This window comes from Hydrococcus rivularis NIES-593 (genome assembly GCF_001904635.1).
GTDB classification, from domain to species: Bacteria; Cyanobacteriota; Cyanobacteriia; order Cyanobacteriales; family Microcystaceae; genus Hydrococcus; species Hydrococcus rivularis.
In genome coordinates this window covers 126,784-143,454 of record NZ_MRCB01000010.1, presented here as the reverse complement: position 1 = coordinate 143,454, position 16,671 = coordinate 126,784, and the positions used below count along the sequence as shown (strand labels likewise).

14 protein-coding genes and 1 pseudogene are annotated in these 16,671 nt (G+C 45.9%); 8 read left to right on the top strand and 7 right to left on the bottom strand.

Going from position 1 to position 16,671, the window contains the following annotated elements:
- Positions 1-86 precede the first annotated feature (86 nt).
- The gene (gene ruvB, locus NIES593_RS10785; protein ID WP_073599576.1) at positions 87-1,220 is read right to left on the bottom strand and encodes a Holliday junction branch migration DNA helicase RuvB; all 1,134 of its coding nucleotides are present in this window, start codon (positions 1,218-1,220) and stop codon (positions 87-89) included.
- Positions 1,221-1,319: 99 nt separating this feature from the next.
- Here ruvB and NIES593_RS23540 point away from each other — a divergent pair.
- From NIES593_RS23540 to argJ, 4 genes and pseudogenes are all read left to right on the top strand, one after another.
- Positions 1,320-1,465, top strand: a pseudogene (locus NIES593_RS23540) (arginine biosynthesis bifunctional protein ArgJ); the annotation flags it as partial.
- 78 nt (positions 1,466-1,543) lie between these two features.
- On the top strand, positions 1,544-2,737 hold the full coding sequence (locus NIES593_RS23255; protein ID WP_083602417.1) for a vWA domain-containing protein: 1,194 nt from the start codon (positions 1,544-1,546) through the stop codon (positions 2,735-2,737).
- 85 nt (positions 2,738-2,822) lie between these two features.
- Positions 2,823-3,962 carry a hypothetical protein gene (locus NIES593_RS10770; protein WP_073599575.1) on the top strand — a complete coding sequence of 380 codons (1,140 nt, stop codon included), beginning with the start codon at positions 2,823-2,825 and terminating at the stop codon, positions 3,960-3,962.
- 71 nt (positions 3,963-4,033) lie between these two features.
- Positions 4,034-5,275, top strand: coding sequence for a bifunctional ornithine acetyltransferase/N-acetylglutamate synthase (gene argJ, locus NIES593_RS10765; protein ID WP_073599574.1), 1,242 nt, complete (start codon positions 4,034-4,036; stop codon positions 5,273-5,275).
- 240 nt (positions 5,276-5,515) lie between these two features.
- Here argJ and NIES593_RS10760 read toward each other — a convergent pair whose 3' ends face one another.
- The 6 genes from NIES593_RS10760 to NIES593_RS10735 all read right to left on the bottom strand — a co-directional run bounded on the left by NIES593_RS10760 (position 5,516) and on the right by NIES593_RS10735 (position 12,650).
- A complete protein-coding gene (locus NIES593_RS10760; protein WP_073599573.1) occupies positions 5,516-5,995 on the bottom strand; it encodes a GNAT family N-acetyltransferase in 480 nt (159 codons plus the stop codon).
- 1 nt (position 5,996) lies between these two features.
- Positions 5,997-6,677 (bottom strand): DevA family ABC transporter ATP-binding protein, encoded by a 681-nt coding sequence (locus tag NIES593_RS10755; RefSeq protein ID WP_073599572.1) that lies wholly within the window; start codon positions 6,675-6,677, stop codon positions 5,997-5,999.
- Between the two features lie 13 nt (positions 6,678-6,690).
- On the bottom strand, positions 6,691-7,860 hold the full coding sequence (gene devC / locus NIES593_RS10750) for an ABC transporter permease DevC (protein ID WP_073599571.1): 1,170 nt from the start codon (positions 7,858-7,860) through the stop codon (positions 6,691-6,693).
- Positions 7,861-7,952: 92 nt separating this feature from the next.
- Positions 7,953-9,821 carry an HlyD family efflux transporter periplasmic adaptor subunit gene (locus tag NIES593_RS10745; RefSeq protein ID WP_217651871.1) on the bottom strand — a complete coding sequence of 623 codons (1,869 nt, stop codon included), beginning with the start codon at positions 9,819-9,821 and terminating at the stop codon, positions 7,953-7,955.
- A gap of 306 nt (positions 9,822-10,127) precedes the next feature.
- The gene (locus NIES593_RS10740; RefSeq protein WP_073599570.1) at positions 10,128-11,726 is read right to left on the bottom strand and encodes an FAD-binding oxidoreductase; all 1,599 of its coding nucleotides are present in this window, start codon (positions 11,724-11,726) and stop codon (positions 10,128-10,130) included.
- A gap of 156 nt (positions 11,727-11,882) precedes the next feature.
- On the bottom strand, positions 11,883-12,650 hold the full coding sequence (locus tag NIES593_RS10735) for a PEP-CTERM/exosortase system-associated acyltransferase (protein ID WP_073599569.1): 768 nt from the start codon (positions 12,648-12,650) through the stop codon (positions 11,883-11,885).
- A gap of 424 nt (positions 12,651-13,074) precedes the next feature.
- Here NIES593_RS10735 and NIES593_RS10730 point away from each other — a divergent pair, with 424 nt between their 5' ends.
- From NIES593_RS10730 to NIES593_RS10715, 4 genes are all read left to right on the top strand, one after another.
- Entirely contained in the window at positions 13,075-13,749 is a 675-nt protein-coding gene (locus NIES593_RS10730) for an Npun_F0813 family protein (protein ID WP_073599568.1), read from the top strand.
- A 35-nt stretch (positions 13,750-13,784) separates the two neighbouring features.
- The gene (locus tag NIES593_RS10725) at positions 13,785-14,699 is read left to right on the top strand and encodes a hypothetical protein (RefSeq protein WP_073599567.1); all 915 of its coding nucleotides are present in this window, start codon (positions 13,785-13,787) and stop codon (positions 14,697-14,699) included.
- 15 nt (positions 14,700-14,714) lie between these two features.
- Positions 14,715-15,605, top strand: coding sequence for a hypothetical protein (locus tag NIES593_RS10720; RefSeq protein ID WP_073599566.1), 891 nt, complete (start codon positions 14,715-14,717; stop codon positions 15,603-15,605).
- A gap of 64 nt (positions 15,606-15,669) precedes the next feature.
- On the top strand, positions 15,670-16,668 hold the full coding sequence (locus tag NIES593_RS10715; protein ID WP_083602416.1) for a hypothetical protein: 999 nt from the start codon (positions 15,670-15,672) through the stop codon (positions 16,666-16,668).
- Positions 16,669-16,671: the final 3 nt, after the last annotated feature.

The window sequence follows — 16,671 nt, the reverse complement described above, 5'->3', positions numbered from 1 at the left end:
GATATACCCAGTCTTAAAGACTGCATTGTTAATGTTAGTTAGCAAAATTATATCGTCGATCGCGATTATAGATATAGATTTCTTGACTAACTTCCCTCCAATATCGATAGCTGTTCGCCTCTCGAACGACTCGCTTCCATCATTCCCAAATGTTGATAAGCGGCTTCTGTAGCAATGCGACCTCTAGGGGTTCGGTTGATATAGCCAATTTGTAGCAAATAGGGTTCGTAAACTTCTTCGATGGTTTTGGCGTCTTCTCCTGTAGCGGCAGCGACTGCCTCCAATCCTACCGGACCGCCACGAAACTGTTCGATAATTGTCCCTAAAACCAGCCGATCCGTCCAATCGAGACCTCGCGAGTCTACATTTAAAACATCGAGTGCTTCTGAGACTAATTCTCGCTCGATCGCATTCATTCCTTTCACTTGAGCGTAGTCTCGCACTCGTCTGAGCAAGCGGTTGGCAATGCGGGGCGTTCCCCTGGCACGGCGGGCAATTTCTTGTGCGCCGTCTTCGGCAATAGAAACCTTGAGAATCTGAGCCGTTCTTAATACAATTGCAGTTAGCTCGTCGAGTTCGTAGAAGCGCAACCGTTGGATCAAGCCAAAGCGATCGCGTAAAGGAGAAGTGAGCGCTCCTACCTTAGTCGTCGCGCCGACAAGCGTAAACGGAGGCAGAGGAATGCTGCGAATTTTAGCGCTATGACCTTTCCCAATCGTAATATCCAAGCGGTAATCTTCCATCGCCGGATAAAGTAATTCTTCTGTCACGCGGTTGAGGCGATGGATTTCATCGATAAACAGAATGTCTCCGGGTTTGAGATTGATTAACAGTCCGCTAATATCCCTCGGACGTTCTAGTGCGGGTGCAGCCGTAATTTTACAGTTGACTCCCATTTCTGCGGCTAAGATTAGGGACATGGTAGTTTTTCCCAGTCCGGGAGGCCCGTACAGTAGCAGATGATCGAGTGCTTCTCCTCGGCTTTTGGCTGCTTGAATGGCGATCGCTAACACTTCTTTTAAATCTTTTTGTCCGATATAGTCATCGAGGCGACGCGGACGTACGTTCTCTTCGCTGCCTTCGGTTTCATCGCAGCTAGCAGTGGCGAGTAGGAGTTGTTTGTCGTCGGAAGACTTGGAACGGGATTGGCGAGCGCCTTTTGCCGGACGCTTAGCTGGCGGGCGATCGCTCTGTTGGTCGGAGGAACGTTTGATTGCCATTAGCGCTATTTACAGTCTCTATTTATCTAGTGTATCGATACATCAGATCTATTTTTTGATTAATCAGCTTTTGACCGAGCTGAAGGAGCCAACGAAACAATAGCAGATTGGCAAGAGATCGATGGCGGCGTAACAGCACCAAAGGCTTTAGGGCGGCGGGAATTATGACCGGATTAAAACCCTTTGGCGCACCCAATCGCGCCTTGATTTTTTCGGAAACCGAAGCGATCGCTCTTCATCAATTCTTTAAATTTCCCTAGTCAGTCTTAAAGTTTTAATGAACTTCCTCAAAAACGCTAGATAAGAAATAGACATTGTTTTTCATGGTTGCCATTAAAGAATTGGCAAAATTAAATTTACATAAACATGCGTGCCCAACAATATTTTTTATCTTTTTTGAAAATGGCGACATAATAAACGATCAAATTGCTATAGACAAGCTCGATATTCGTCGTGGAGCAGGCAGTCCTTATTATGATGTATCTTTTCCTGGTTCTTCAAACTCAACTCTCTTTCGTGACTTGCCATATATCTCAACTCCTCCATATACACGTACAAACCACTACTTCTATGCCGAAACTTATTTAGTCAATGAAGTTCCAGGAGGAGTCGTAGATTTAGAGACAGGTATCGTAAAAAATCGAGTTGAAATTTATAGTGGCGTTAGATGGGGTTGGGAAAACACATACACTCCTCCACTGGATCTAGCCTTGCTTTTTGATACCACTGGCAGTATGTGGGACGATCTAGACCAAGTGAAAAACTCAGCCACAGATATAGTCAACCAATTATTTGCTGATATTCCTGATTCAAGAGTAGCTATCGCCGATTATCGAGACTTTCCTAGCGATATTTATGGTAATTATGGTGATTATCCCTATAATGCTGTCTTGCCTTTTTCTGACAAACTTACGAACATTACTAGCGCTATAAACAGTGTTGCTATTGGTGATGGCGGTGATTGGTCTGAATCTGCCTATTCGGGTTTAGTTAATGTAATTAAGGGAAATGGTATTGGTGGTTGGCGAGACGAGGCAAAAAAAGCAATTATTCTCTTTACTGATGCACCACCTCACGATCCAGAACCTTTTACAAGTTACACGGCTCAGTCAATTATAGATGCAGCTAAAAATCCAGTAACTATACAGACTAATTCTTCAATCATACCGTCATTTGGTAACTCTCATGGTTTCTCTCCTTTTTCGGCTAGCTTGACCTCAATCTCAAATTCTATTTCTACTACCTCTCCAGTATCAATTTATAGTGTTTTTTTAGGTAACGATTCATCAGGATCTGACTATTATTCTAAACTATCTGAAAAGACAGGCGGAAAGCTTTACACATCATATAATATTGTTGACAGCTTGTTTGAGGTACTCAAGGATATCAAAAAAGATATTTCTGATCCCGATATAAAACCCCAACCTGGGCCGCAATCTGTACCTGAGCCTACTTCAATACTAGGATTGTTTGTATTAAGTCTTGTTAGTGTTTTCCAAAAACTGAAAAAAAATTAAGGTAATAAATTATTATTCTATCAGCTCTTTGGGTTTTAAGAGTTGATAGAATATCTTAAATAATATTTTTTGAATAAAAGTTTTTATGAATACGTATCAATTAAATGGTGTTTGTCATTTAGAAATTTGGGAACCTAGCCCTATAGTAATATCTATCAGTAAGAATACATATTTAACTAGTATAGTTCAATTTGAATTTTTAATCCATAATGAAGCCCCCGTTGTATTACCTTTTATTCCTTTCAGTAATGAATTTTTAATCCCAGAACTTCTTGATTCAGACAAGCAACTCTTACTACCACAAAAACTCATCAGTAAACAACCTGGAACTAATCTATACAAAGGAATTGGTATTCCTCCTTGTCAGTCTTTAGTAAGATATTTGCTTGCCAAACTGTTGTGGCAAAACGATCGCCTGCAATTGCAAATATTTATTGATGAAGTTGAGCGATTGCCTGAATCGATAGCCGATTTTCACTATTACTGGTTATTTGAGTATCTGAAGTTAGAAAACTATCAGTTTCGCTTTAGCTACAAGTCTCCTGCTGAAGAATTTTCTTTTTTCAATGCCGATACTAAAGAAATTTGTCAAGTCAGAGTTTCTGAGCTAGAGTATGCACCTACTCATTGGGTGAATCTTCGACTCGTGGAGCCTCTAGTTGTTGATAATAGTACAGTAGAAGTCGATGGAATTTGTTTTCAAACCGTCATATTGGATCGGATTTCAACTGTCTCATTAACACAGTCTGATTCTAAAATTTATATCCCGATTGGAATGCAAATTACGAACAACACCTCAACTCCCTTGCGCTTCTTCTTGTTCGATAGTTTAATTCCAACCTTGATCGGAAAAGATGGTCAGATCGTACTACCAAAAAATGGTGGTGCTTCTTATGGATTTAGAATAGCTCAAGAATCTGATTCACAGCTAGCTATACCAGGACAGATCATTACTCTTTTTCCGGGTGCTTATCTTACTCAGCAAGCAGATGGATTATTAAAATTGTATGTTCCTGGTAGAGGTAGAAGCGTCTGGTGGTTTGAGAACTTGCAACCAGGTACATATCAAGTGCAGTTGACTTATAAAACTCCTATAGAATTAATTGACCCAGGATTTATAGAAAACTGGATGAAAGGAAAGAAATTTGAAGATCTTTGGGTTGGAATGGTTTGTACGCCATTTGTAAAACTGCATCTAAAACGATTTTTGATAAAGAGTCTTTGAATTGTCCTCGAAGGCAAAAACCTTTCTTGGTATAATCGGCTTCTGACCAAGCGCAAGGAGCCAAGAGAATAATGGCAGATTGGCAAGAGATCGACGGCGGTGTAACAGCACCCAAAGGCTACAAAGCAGCAGGGATTACAGCAGGATTAAAACCCTCTGGCGCGCCAGATTTAGCCTTGATTTTTTCTGAAACAGAAGCGATCGCGGCTGGAGTATTTACTATGTCTCAAGTTCGGGCTGCTTGCGTCGATTATTGCCGAACTCGTCTTCAAGCCAAAGCTAGCGCCCGCGCCATTCTCTGCAATGCGGGTCAGGCGAATGCAGCTACAGGCGATCGCGGTTGGGAAGATGCCCTAGAAAGCGCTCGTCTTTTGGGAGAAAGCCTCAATATTTCTCCCGACACAATTCTGTTGGCTTCGACAGGCGTTATCGGACAGCGGATTCCCATGGAGGCAATGCGCAACGGAATTCCCCAATTAGTTGCCTCTCTCTCAGAAGATGGCAGCGATGCGGCTGCTAAAGCCATTATTACAACCGATTTAGTCACCAAATCCATTGCCCTAGAAACCACGATGGACGGTCGTCCCGTCCGCATGGGCGGGATCGCTAAAGGATCGGGCATGATTCACCCCAATATGGCGACCCTGCTAGCGTTTGTTACTTGCGATGCGGCAGTCTCTACCTCCCTGTGGCAGCAGATGCTCAAGCGAGCAGCCGATCGCAGTTTTAATCAGATTACGGTAGACGGGGATACCAGCACCAACGATACTTTGATTGCCCTAGCCAACGGTCAGTCCCGCACGGCAGCCATTACCGAAATGGGAGCCAGTGCCGAGAAACTGGAAGCGATGCTGACGGCGGTATGCCAGTATTTAGCCAAAGCGATCGCCCGCGACGGCGAAGGAGCGACTTGTTTAATCGAAGTGCAGGTATCGGGCGCGCCAGACGACGAATCCGCCCGTCAGATTGCTAGAACGATCGTCGGATCGTCGTTAGTTAAATCTGCTATTTTTGGGCGCGATCCAAACTGGGGTAGGATTGCTGCGGCGGCAGGACGTGCCGGAGTTTCTTTCCATCAGGAGGATTTGCAAATTAAGTTGGGAAGTTTTGTATTGATGGAAAACGGTCAACCGTTGGAGTTCGATCGCGCTGCGGCGAGTAATTATCTCAAAGGAGCAGCGGCAGGAGCGTATTTACAAGAAGATACGGTGCTAATTTCGGTTTGTATTGGCAACGGTTCGGGAACGGGTACGGCTTGGGGCTGCGATCTGAGTTATGACTATGTAAGGATTAATGCCGAGTACACGACTTGAACGAGAATCGCCATAGATAATACCAATTTTCAGGTTTTCGCGATCGACATTCTTCTCCCCTCTCCTAAATAGGGNGAGGGGTTGGGGGTGAGGGCGATCGACTATCTGTGTCATTAATGAATGAAAAATGGTATAGTCTCACGTTATCGAAGAATCGGGAGATATGGCAGAAACATTTGCTGGCGATCGCGCAGATAAAGCTGCAATAGCAGCTTGCGATCGCCGGTTTGAAATTATTCATTATAAATACTTGACATAAACGCGATCGCATCGTTTGGTTTCTACGCCCGTAGCGCTGCGATAGCCGTATTTTTCATAGAGTAATACGGCTTGTTTGAGGACGCTAGCGGTTTCGAGCCAAATTTCTTGAAATCTCTTTGCTGCGATCGCGTTTTCTAACTGTTCGAGCAAATGTTTGCCCAGTCCCATTCCCCTCGCTGTTGGCAATAGATACATTTTGCGGATTTCTACCGCCTTCTCGCCGCGAGCAATCGGGTAATAGGCAGCCGTTCCCACAATCTGTCCTTGCCGTTCGACTACCCAAAATTCTCCACCAGCGCTAAGATAAGCGGTTTCGACTGCTAAAACATCTCGATCCGCACCCGTCGGTTCCCAAGGCAAGCCATACTCTTGCAACACTTGCTCGATAACGCTTGCCGCCGCCGCGCGATCGCGCTCTTGCCAGTTTCGGATTGTAAAATCTCGATAGATATTATTCATTTTACCTAGCAGATTTCAAGCGACCGTCTTCCATGTGAACGATGCGATCGGCAATATCTAAAATGCGGTTGTCGTGAGTCACTAGCAAAATCGTACAACCCTGCTCTTTTGCCAGAAATTGCATCAGATTAACCACATCGCGACCTGTTTTGCTATCTAAAGCGGCAGTAGGTTCGTCTGCTAGCACTAATTTTGGGTGACTCACCAAGGCGCGTGCGATCGCGACGCGTTGCTTTTGTCCGCCTGAGAGATTGTCTGGGTAATAGTTAACGCGATCGCCCAGACCCACCGATCTTAACATTGCTTCAGCTTTAGCCTTAGCTTGTGCGGGAGTGATATCTTCGTGGAGTTCGAGCGACATTTGTACGTTTTGTCTGGCGCTCATAAATGGCAGCAAATTATGTGCCTGAAAAATGTAGCCGATCTGGCGGCGAACCATCACCAATTGGTCTTCGCTCGCCCCATTTAATTCTTTGCCAAAATGTTTTAAACTGCCTTCCTGAAGCGATCGCAACGCGCCGATCAACGACAATAAAGTCGTTTTTCCCGAACCCGACGGTCCGGTCATAATAATAATTTCCCCTGGATAAATATCCAAATTGATATCAAATAAAACCTGTTTGACTAAAGTCCCTTTGCCATAGTAATGATTCAGATGGCGAATCTCTATCACTGGTTGCATGGCACCCTTAACCCTAGAAAATATCTGCTGGATCGGCTGCTTTTAGCTTTTGTACTGCCGAAGCGCCAGAAATAAAACACATCGCGATCGTTGCCACCAATACGATTACAGCTCTTTCAAAGGTCATAGCGATAGGAAGCAGCGTCGCTTGTTTGGTCACTTCGTACTGAATCATAGAAATTATAAAACCGGGGATATAGCCTAAAACAGCAATAAATAAAGCCTGTTGTAAAACCAGAAATAGCAAGTAGCGATGGCGATATCCGATGGCTTTTAGGGTTGCATATTCAGATAGATGTTCGGAAACGTTAGTATAAAGAATTTGATAGACAACTACAACACCTACCATAATTCCTAACATTATGCCTAGATTAAAAACGAATCCGATCGCCGTACTGCTTTGCCAATAATGCTTCTCAAAATCGATTAATTCTTGTTTGGTAAAGACCTTTACGTCTTTGGGTAAATAGTTTTGCAAGCGATCTTTAAATTTCTGTGCGTCTGCTCCGGGTTTTAATTTAATCAAACCGACATCGATAGAACCTTCGCGACGGGAGGGAGAGAGTCGCAAAAAGTTAAGGTGGCTGGTAATGAGATTTCCATCCGAACCGAATGAAGTTCCCATTTTAAACAGTCCGACCACCTTAATGCGGCGATTGGTTCCTCGACCGCCAATTTCTGTAACTAGGCTGCCTTTTTTCTCAAATTCTGCCACAACTGGACCGAATTCGGCGCGAGAATCTCGGTCGTATAAAACCACATCGGGAAGTTCTAGTTTCTTTCTATTTTCTTCAGCGCCTGGAAAACTAAAAATCGGATAGCGAATGTCAAATCCAACGATAAAAATATTGCGCCAATAATCTCTAGTTTCGGGATTTTTCCACTGACCTTGTCCGAGGTAAATGGGAGTGACAAATTCGACCTCCTCAAAAGCTAGCGCTTGCGATAAACGTCGCTTTGGAAACGTTTCCATAGCAATCAAGGCATTGGAGCGAGGGCTGAGTAAAAAGCAATCGCCTTCCAACCCGTTATAAAAGCGAACGGCGCTATCAAATAAAGCTTCCTGCAACCCAAATTGCATGAAAACGATTACAACTGAGAAAACCACTCCCGCTAGGGCAACGATTAAGCGGACTTTTTGATGTCTCAGTTGTAACCAGGCTGTAGGTAATTTTTGCAGCATGAAGCTTCCGAATGTTGGCAACTCGTCATAATTACTTCAAAGTTCAAAATTCATTGACTTTGAACTTTGAATTTTAAACAGTTTTGGTTGGGTTATTTAATGATTTGTGCCCTATCGTTGGTATTGATAATGACGTTAACTTGTAAATTAGTTAAATTGGCAATTTTCAGGCTATCTTCTGGATTGATGCGAATTTTCACGTCAACGACTCTAGCATCGACATCCGCTACCGGATCGGTTCCCAAGACATCTTTTTGCCCGATTTGTAAGCCCACTTCGTCTACCGTCCCTCGTAAATCGCCAATTATGCCATCGCTTTCGATCGTTGCCGTTTGACCGACGCGAACTCTGGCGATATCGGTTTCATAAACTTCTGCCGTGACGTACATTTGGTCGGTTTGTCCCAGGTCTACTATCCCGTCGTTGCCGACGATTTCTCCGGGCCAGGCGTGAATTTTGAGAATTTGACCGTTGCTGGGCGCTTTGACGTAAGCCCGGTCTAAATCGGCTTGGGCGCGTTTAACGGCTGCTTGAGCCGATAGGAGTTCGGCTTGAGCGACTTGAACGTCCACGGGTCGAACTTCTGAAACGGCGCTGAGCATTGCTTGGTCTTCTTCGATCTGTTTTTGCAAGGTGGCTACCGTCTTATTGAGGGTAGCTTTTGCCTCATTAATTTGCTCCTGTAGCGTCGAGACGATTCGCCTTAAGTCGGCTTCGGCGGCTTTGAGGCTGCTGCGAGTGGTTTCCGCTTGCAAGCAAACGCGATTGCGTTCTTGTTCGGCGATTCCCCCTTCGGCAAACAACTTCTGATAGCGATCGCAATTGCCATCGGCATCGCGCAACTCGGCTCTAATTTTGGCAATATTCGCTTCCTGGGCAGCTTTATTCCCGCTCAACTGTCCTTCCAGGCTAGAAATCGTTGCTCTTTGAGCGGCAATTTGTCCTTGTAATTCGGCTTGCGTGCGTAGAAATCTAGCGTCTTGCGCCTGAATGTCTCCGCTTTTAGCGCCAGCTTTGACCTTAGCGAGATTGGCTTGAGAGATTCTCACATTGGTTTTGGCTTGTTCTAGGGCGGCTTGCAGGCGATCGCGGCTGTCTAAGATAGCGATGACTTGTCCGGCTTTTACTTTATCTCCTCGATTGACCAGCAGTTGCGCAACTCGCGCTCCCTCTTGCATCGTTGGCGCAGACAGTTTGATGACCTCTCCCTTGGGTTCGATATAGCCCAACGCTGCAACGGCATTAGTCGCGATCGTTTTTTGTCCTAAAGAAGCGGTTGGGGCGGTAGTGGGATTTGGCTGGCGCGTTGCCCTCAAACCATATAGAAGGGCAACGCTAAAAGCCAGCAAGCCGGCAATCGCTAGCGCCAGTTTTTGTGGCGATCGCTGCTTGGCTGGATCGATTGATTCTTCTGATTCTATTTCGGTTTCTGGCGCTTGGGGCGGTGCCAGAACGGGTTCGACGAGCGCTACTTGTTGGGTATAGGTATCGGCTTCCAAGGTGCCTTGTCGCCGCCGCAGGACGCGCCAGTATTGATTATAGGTTGCTTCTTGCTTGCGGAGGTTACGGCGTTGACCGATTAGGGTTGCCTCCAGCAAGTCTTTTCTTTCCTGCTCGTTAGCTAGCTCTACTTCTAGACTAAAACGCTCGTACTCGCCAGCTGCCTGTAGTTTTTCTTCTAAATCTGCGATCGCTTGGTTTTGCGCGGCTAGTTCTACCTCTTGATCGCTGACGAAGCGCACCGATTTCTCTAAATCCGTTCTCAGATTGTCAACAATGTCTTGCAGTTCGTCTAGGGGCATATGCTCTAGCGCTTCTACCAGACCGGCTTTTTGGATGCGTTTCATGTCGGCGGTTTTGACCGAGAGACGATTCATGATTTGTCTGAGACGCTGGATTGCTTCCTGCTGGCTGTTGGGAAGCTTTTGTTGTAGCTGTTGGTTGGTTGTCTGCTTCATCATATGCAAAAATTGCTTAACGATTGAGGGTTAATTCGGACAAGAGCGGATTTGCTCGGAGCCAACTCAAGCGGTTGTTTTGTTTTTTTGCGCCGCAGCGGCGATTGCTGCTGCCGATTGAAGGATAGATTTTGAAAGCTATCTTGTATAAGTTTGTGAAATTTTATCTAACTCGCGCTAGATGTAAGATTAACTGATGTTTGACCAGATTATTCTACTTTTGCTGTAATACTTTATCTCAAATCCCTCCAATTCTCCAACTCGATGCCTGGGTTGCCCAGGAGGCAAGGAATTTGCCCTCCAGTGCTTTTAAATGTCCTTAGTGCTGTAGCGACCGGGAGCGAGAATTTGCTTGGGATCGAGGGCATGTTTGAGCCTGCCCAACAGTGCCCGATAGCTATCTTCTCCTTGCAGGGTTTCCATCGATTGAATTCCCGCGCGATAGGGATAGTAACCTGCCCCAGTTAATTTTTCGAGCAATTTGTCATAACAGGCCATCGCTTTTTCATCCTCGCCGGGGATTTCGCGATCGTAGGAGATGCTAATAACGCAGCCAAGACAGCGTTCTGTTAGCAGCGTCATGGACATGCTCGGCTCAAACTGATATTTGGTCAAGGTTTCGCTGACGATTTTGTTAATGTTAACTGCATGTTCTCCTTCCAAGGGAGCGACGGGAGCGCACCAAATCAAGCCGCAACCGTCGCGATCGGGATTCATTGGTTCGGACGGGGCAAATTTCTTGCGCCAATAGGTGCTGGCAAGCTGGGTATTGGTGGGCACCCCTTTCATCAACCCATAGACTGGCTCCAGAAGCTTGAGCAACTCCGGCAAATTCAATCCGGTCGCCATTCGGTAGGGTTTGGCAAGAGTTTGTGCCAGTTTCAGGGTAAAGTCGTCTATAAACCTGAGCTTGCTGACCTTGCCTCTGAGGGCTTGTTTGATTAACTGTCGGGCAGCAGCAACTTGTTTTCTACTGCCATAAATGCCCCCAGAACCGTTCCAAGCGCCAAAGTCCCAGGTTTTGGCAAAATGCGCCATAACTTGGGACGATAGCGGCGTTGTGCCTCCAGTTGCTTGCCAAGGATATTGCCGGATCGAAGAGAGAACTTTATAGCTGTTGCCGATGTGAACGGCACTGCGAATCGTTCCATTGAGGCGCAGGGGGCGCAGTGCGTCGATTAGTTCGGGGAGTTGTTCTTCTTGCTTGATACTGAAAAAAAAGGCTTGAAAATACTCCGGGGTTGGCATCAGCCATAGGGTCATCTGGGTGACGATGCCAAAATTAGATTGAGAGAACAAGCCGTCGAGGTAAGGACCGAGACCCCAGCGATAGACTGAGGCGGTTTTAGCATTCGGAAACCTGCCAAAACCTGTATGGACGACCTCTCCAGTCGGCAGAACGACTTCCATACCGCAGACATTGGCGAAGCGATCGCCATAGGGAGTATGACCGAAGCCTCGCTCCATAATATTGCCAATCAGACTGCTATCGGGGCTGGAACCCGTCGCATCCATCCACAGGCGCGAGGATTGCTGCTGCAAAAACTCGTACAGCTGGCGCTGAGTCACTCCGGGTTCGATGGTGACATAAGCCAGTTCCTCGTCAAAATCGACGATGCGGTTTAAGCGCGACAGATCGAGCAGCGCGCAGCCATCTTCGACGGGGACGCGAGAGCCATATCCCCAATTTTTCCCGCTGCCAATGGGATAGACGGGCAGATCGTATTGGTTGGCTATCTTGAGACATTGGCGTACCTCTTCGCGGCTGCCGGGCTGGAGAATGACGGGAATCTGCTGCCGAGTTAGAAAGGTTGCCGTTTGAGCGTCGCGCAGCAGAGAGCGATCGCTTAGAACGCGATCGGCTCCCAAAAGCTGACTCCAGGCTTCTATGGCTCTATCTTGGTCCATTGGTATCTGCAAGCAAAAAATGTATTTTTCATATTGTTATATACAATGTTTGAGATGGTTTCAGAGGACGGGGATTTTGGAGAGCGATTTAATACCATTTCTAAAAAAGAACGCTACAGATATTTAATGAAAAAGCCTTACACACAAAGCTGCTGACTAATTGCGAATTGATAATTGCGAATTGTGAATTGGTATAAACGTGGGAGAGACGATTAAATCGGAGCGCACGACCTCCATTAACTCGCGAATCTGGGCAGGCAAACTATTTTCAACTTCTTGTCGTCTAATCTGGTACGGTCCCCGTTTGCCGCGAAAGTCAACAAAATCGCCGATCTGAGTAAAGACAAATCCAAAGTAGCGAAGATGGCGGGCAAGTTTAGGTTCCATCAAAACGAAAACCCTTTCTACACCAGCTTCCATGCCAATGCAAGTCGCAGCTAGATAAAGACTTAGGGCAATTACGGGAAAACCTCGTTTTTCTTCTCCTTCTTGAGAGCGATCGTTAAAAAATAGCAACCCTCCTGGCGTTTGTGATTCTCCAAAGCGCCTGCGAAATCGACTAAGTACGGCTAGGCGCGAAACTTCTCCATAGGAATAGGGAGGTAGTTGACTGAGATCGAGATCGAGGGAACAGACTTTATTGAGAGGAAGAGAGCGTTCCGGTTGATAGGGATCGGGAAAGACAAAACGGATGCAGCCAGCGTAAACGCCGCTAGCGCGGTGTTTGAGAAGGCAGTGCAAGGAGCGATCGTCGTAAATATCCGTCTCTAGCCGATCGGGAAATTTATCGGTTGCTTCATAGTTGAGTTCCTGGCAATAGACCTCATAGCGAATTCGATAAACTTCTTTTTTTAGATCGTTAGTATCAGCGAGCGATATCTGAAATTGCTCGCGAAACTGCTCGCTTATACTCTTTGGCTGCATAATCTTGACTCGCTCGCGCTTTGGCTATAACTAAGGGAGGTTCACGATTGCAGTTTAATCGTTTTACTCCTGGGTGTCCTCCGTATTTTTTCCGAAATATTGCTTATCCTTCGCTAAGAATTTGCAAATTTAAATTGGCAATCATTCCGAGCTTTATGCATGCTATAAATAGCTTTTTATCCACTCACTACCAAAGACAATAATAAAAATTGGATTTGCAATAATGTTTTAAGCGCTTTCATAATTTGCACAAATTCAACCGATACTCGCCTATCGGTCAAATTTAGTGATAGGAGGGACTTGCGAATTCCGACTTCTTTTTGACGAACTTGCGGTGGTTGGGCGCGGGACAATTTATACTGAAAAAAATTGAATGGGCTTTACCACAATCAACTTCAGAAGCTACAAAAGCTGACAGCATCTCATGAATGAGAACGTACTTGTTCTGAAGCGATCGGATGTAGAACTTTCGAGGGTTCGCGATTCCGACGACGGCAGGTTAGTCATGATTCTGAGCTATCAGGGACGAACCTTTCGCCTGATGAATCAATTTAGTGCCGCTCAAAAAGACAAAGCCAAGACGCTTGCAGAGAGCTTGGTTGAGACGCGAGGACAGTCCGTCGTCTTGTTAAACCAAGAACCGACGTATAGCGTGTGGCTTGAAGTTCAAAGCGATCGCTCAGCCGCGACTCAGACACCAGCTAGGGTGGCTTCTGAAGACTCTTATACTCAGGCATGCCTGCTAATCGTACAGGCGATCGCCGACGATATTGAGGATCTCATGGGAGCCAGCCAAAAAAGGACTTTCCAGGAAGAGATGACTAAAATCTTCAAGCAATGTCTTCTTCCTGGCGCAGAGTTGCCAGGAGCCATTAATCCGCTACTAACAGTAGATCCTCTGATAGCAACGGGACTGCCAATTTGGAGACAAAAGGAATTGGAGATTTTATTTCCCAGGGTCGGTCGTCTGAGCAAAAGGTATTTTGGCAACACTACTTTTGTAGAGCGTGCGGTTGAAACCTTAAAGGAATTGCCGATTTATACCAATCCTCGGTTTATGTATTGTTGCATGCAGTTTGTGTTGATGTGTAAGGGGTAGATCTAAAGCGATAGGCTTGGCGAGGCATACAAAATATGAAACCATCTTCTTCCCCTTTAAGATTTTCTCCAAGCACGGAAACTGTCATTGCTGCTGGCATTTTTTGGTCGCTGCTGACATTCTATTGCGCTGTAGCATTTGGTATGCCTTTGCCGGGACAAGAGGTGCCAAGGTGGTACGCACTCCTCGGTTACATTTTTGACGGCGTGGCTTACTTGGAGGCGGCGTTCTTGTGTCTGCGAAATTGGCTTTGTCCCAGGCTTCTGAGCGATCGCCGCATCTGGTTATTTTTTAGTTTGAGGAGTTGGCTTTATCTGCTTGCCAACTTCTTCTTCGGTTACTGGGAATTGGGGTTAGAACGGTTTCCCGATGTCTCTGTGGCAGATCCCTTTTATATCCTTTCTTACATAGCGCTTTTGTGGGGGATGGTACTGGCAGTTCGCTCGAAACAGGTGAATTTAAAACCTTGGCAATATGCTGCGATCGCGGGGCTTATCACCTTCGGTATTGGGTTGGGCTGGCTGAGTTCGTTTCCCCCTCAAGAATCTCAGACGGCGCTAGCCTCTACCGCACCGATTTTGGAGCCAGCCATTATCGCTCAAAGCGCTGCCGAGAAGGAAGCACCGGGATGGGTTTTAGAGATAGAAAAGTCACTCGCTCCCTTGGCTGGAGTTTTAAGCTTGCTCTACGTTGTCAGCGATGTTTTTTTGTTAGTTCTGGCTGGTACTCTAGTATTAACTTTTTGGGGAGGTCGATTTTCTCGAACTTGGGCTGTAATCGCTACATCCGCTTTGTTACTCTATGCTGCCGACATCCGCTATGCCTACGTTATCTCGCGCGGGAATTTTGAAACTGGGGGACTTCTAGATACGCTTTGGGTGTTTAGCGGCATCCTGCTTGGTATTGGAGCCGCTTTGGAATACGATATCTCTACTCGCCCTCGTCAATGACGGCGCTAAAAGCAGATGAAAAGACCCTCTTTCCAGTTTTCCCCAAGTTTTAGCTCGGTCGTTTTAATCGGAACCTTATGGGCATTGCTGACAGTTTACTTGGCGCTAGCGTTTGGCATGCCTCTGCCGGGAGACAAGGTGCCAAGGTGGTATTCGATCGTTTCTTTCATTCTAGAAGAGGGAGCTTTTCTGGGAGCTAGCTTGCTGTGTTTGAGAAACTGGCGCTTACCTCAGATTATTAGCGATCGCAACGTCTGGTTATTTCTTGGCCTGGGAACTTTGCTTTACTTAATTGCTAGCCTTATCTTTATGTATTGGGAGATAGGGCTAGAACGCTCTCCCAACGTGTCTTTGGCAGATCCATTTTATATGGTTTCTTATCTATTGCTACTCTGGGGAATGTTTCTAGCACTCAAGTCTAGAGGTCTCAATCTAAAAGTTTGGCAGTGGGTAGTACTGGCAGCGGTAGCAGCGAGCGCCATTGGATTTGGCTGGCAGATTGCTACTCCCTATGATGACGATTCCGCTACTCTAGAACAGATTTTTATGGCTTCTGCTGGTAAAGAAGTTCCCGACTGGGTTCTGGGAATAGAAAAAACATTAGAGCCATCCATCGTGATTTTAAGCTGGCTTTACATCGTTTATGATGTCCTGTTGTTAATTATGGCTGCCACGCTTTGGTTGAACTTTTGGGGAGGCCGATTTTCTCGAACTTGGACTTTAATTGCCTTAGCCGCCCTCTTGCTCTACATTGCCGACATGCACTTTGCCTACGTTGCCACGCGCACCGATTATGAAACTAACAGTATCATCGATACGTTCTGGACGTTGAGCGCTATCTTTTTTGGCGTTGGCGCAGCCTGGGAATACGAAATCTCAACGCGATCGCGCCGCCGTCGATCTTAAGTTTTTCGATTATTTAATTTTCTACCTGTAATCTTTTGCTATAAATATTAAGCAAGTGCATGAAATGCAAATTAAATACGCATTTTTGGAAGGTGGAAAGAAACATCCCATGAAAAAATCGCTACCTGCATTCGCCCCATCTCCAATCGTAGTTATTATGGTGGGGATTATTTGGGGACTGATCTCCTTTTATTTTGGCATTATTTATGGCATGCCCTTGCCAGGAGAGGGGGTTCCTCAGTGGTACGTAATTCTGAATTATATTTTTGAAGGAGTCGCTCATCTAGGAGTTGCTTGGTTGTGTCTGATCGATTGGCGGCTTCCTGAGATTATTAGCGATCGCAAGATCTGGTTATTGTTTGGTTTGAGAAGTGCGTTCTACTTTCTTGCTAACTTAATTTTTGGCTACTGGGAGTTAATTCTGCAACGATCTCCGGAAGTGTCTTTAGCAGACCCCGTCTATATCGTTTCTTACCTATTGCTTCTTTGGGGAATGATTTTAGCACTCAGAGCAAGAAGAATAACGCTTAAAACCTGGCAATATGGAGTGATTAGTGCGATCGCGATTTTGGGAATTTGGCTGGGTTGGATAAGTGCGTTCCTACCCGAATCTTCGCAAGCGCAGCTAGCCGTAACTTCGCCTGTTGTCGAGCAAACGGTTATTGCTTCAAACCCTTCAACAACTGTAGCGCAAGATAGCGCTTCTCCTATTGCCGAGAAAGAAGCACCGGAATGGGTTTTAGGGGTAGAAGAGATGCTCAAGCCATCGGCTGAGCTTACAAGCCTATTCTACGTAGTCCTAGATGTTATTTTGTTAGTTCTCTCCGGGACTTTGGTGTTAACCTTTTGGGGCGGTCAATTTTCTCGGACTTGGCTAGTCGTTACGATCGCGGCTTTATTACTTTATATTGCCGATGTCCGATATGCTTACGTCGCAGCGCGCGGCAATTTTGAAACTGGCGGTCTTTTAGATACCCTTTGGGTATTTAGTACCATTCTGTTTGGTATCGCAGCCGCCCTAGAATATGATTTATCAATTTCTCTGCGCTGTCGTCGGAACTAGCGG

Bases quoted from the DNA above. Each gene is read 5' to 3' on its own strand.
- NIES593_RS10715 (WP_083602416.1), top strand. From the start codon at position 15,670: ATGCAAATTAAATACGCATTTTTGGAAGGTGGAAAGAAACATCCCATG.
- devC (WP_073599571.1), bottom strand. From the start codon at position 7,860: ATGCTGCAAAAATTACCTACAGCCTGGTTACAACTGAGACATCAAAAA.
- NIES593_RS10770 (WP_073599575.1), top strand. From the start codon at position 2,823: ATGAATACGTATCAATTAAATGGTGTTTGTCATTTAGAAATTTGGGAA.
- argJ (WP_073599574.1), top strand. From the start codon at position 4,034: ATGGCAGATTGGCAAGAGATCGACGGCGGTGTAACAGCACCCAAAGGC.
- NIES593_RS10720 (WP_073599566.1), top strand. From the start codon at position 14,715: ATGAAAAGACCCTCTTTCCAGTTTTCCCCAAGTTTTAGCTCGGTCGTT.
- NIES593_RS10725 (WP_073599567.1), top strand. From the start codon at position 13,785: ATGAAACCATCTTCTTCCCCTTTAAGATTTTCTCCAAGCACGGAAACT.
- NIES593_RS10760 (WP_073599573.1), bottom strand. From the start codon at position 5,995: ATGAATAATATCTATCGAGATTTTACAATCCGAAACTGGCAAGAGCGC.
- NIES593_RS10740 (WP_073599570.1), bottom strand. From the start codon at position 11,726: ATGGACCAAGATAGAGCCATAGAAGCCTGGAGTCAGCTTTTGGGAGCC.
- NIES593_RS10745 (WP_217651871.1), bottom strand. From the start codon at position 9,821: ATGATGAAGCAGACAACCAACCAACAGCTACAACAAAAGCTTCCCAAC.
- NIES593_RS10735 (WP_073599569.1), bottom strand. From the start codon at position 12,650: ATGCAGCCAAAGAGTATAAGCGAGCAGTTTCGCGAGCAATTTCAGATA.
- NIES593_RS23255 (WP_083602417.1), top strand. From the start codon at position 1,544: ATGGTTGCCATTAAAGAATTGGCAAAATTAAATTTACATAAACATGCG.
- NIES593_RS10755 (WP_073599572.1), bottom strand. From the start codon at position 6,677: ATGCAACCAGTGATAGAGATTCGCCATCTGAATCATTACTATGGCAAA.
- ruvB (WP_073599576.1), bottom strand. From the start codon at position 1,220: ATGGCAATCAAACGTTCCTCCGACCAACAGAGCGATCGCCCGCCAGCT.
- NIES593_RS10730 (WP_073599568.1), top strand. From the start codon at position 13,075: ATGAATGAGAACGTACTTGTTCTGAAGCGATCGGATGTAGAACTTTCG.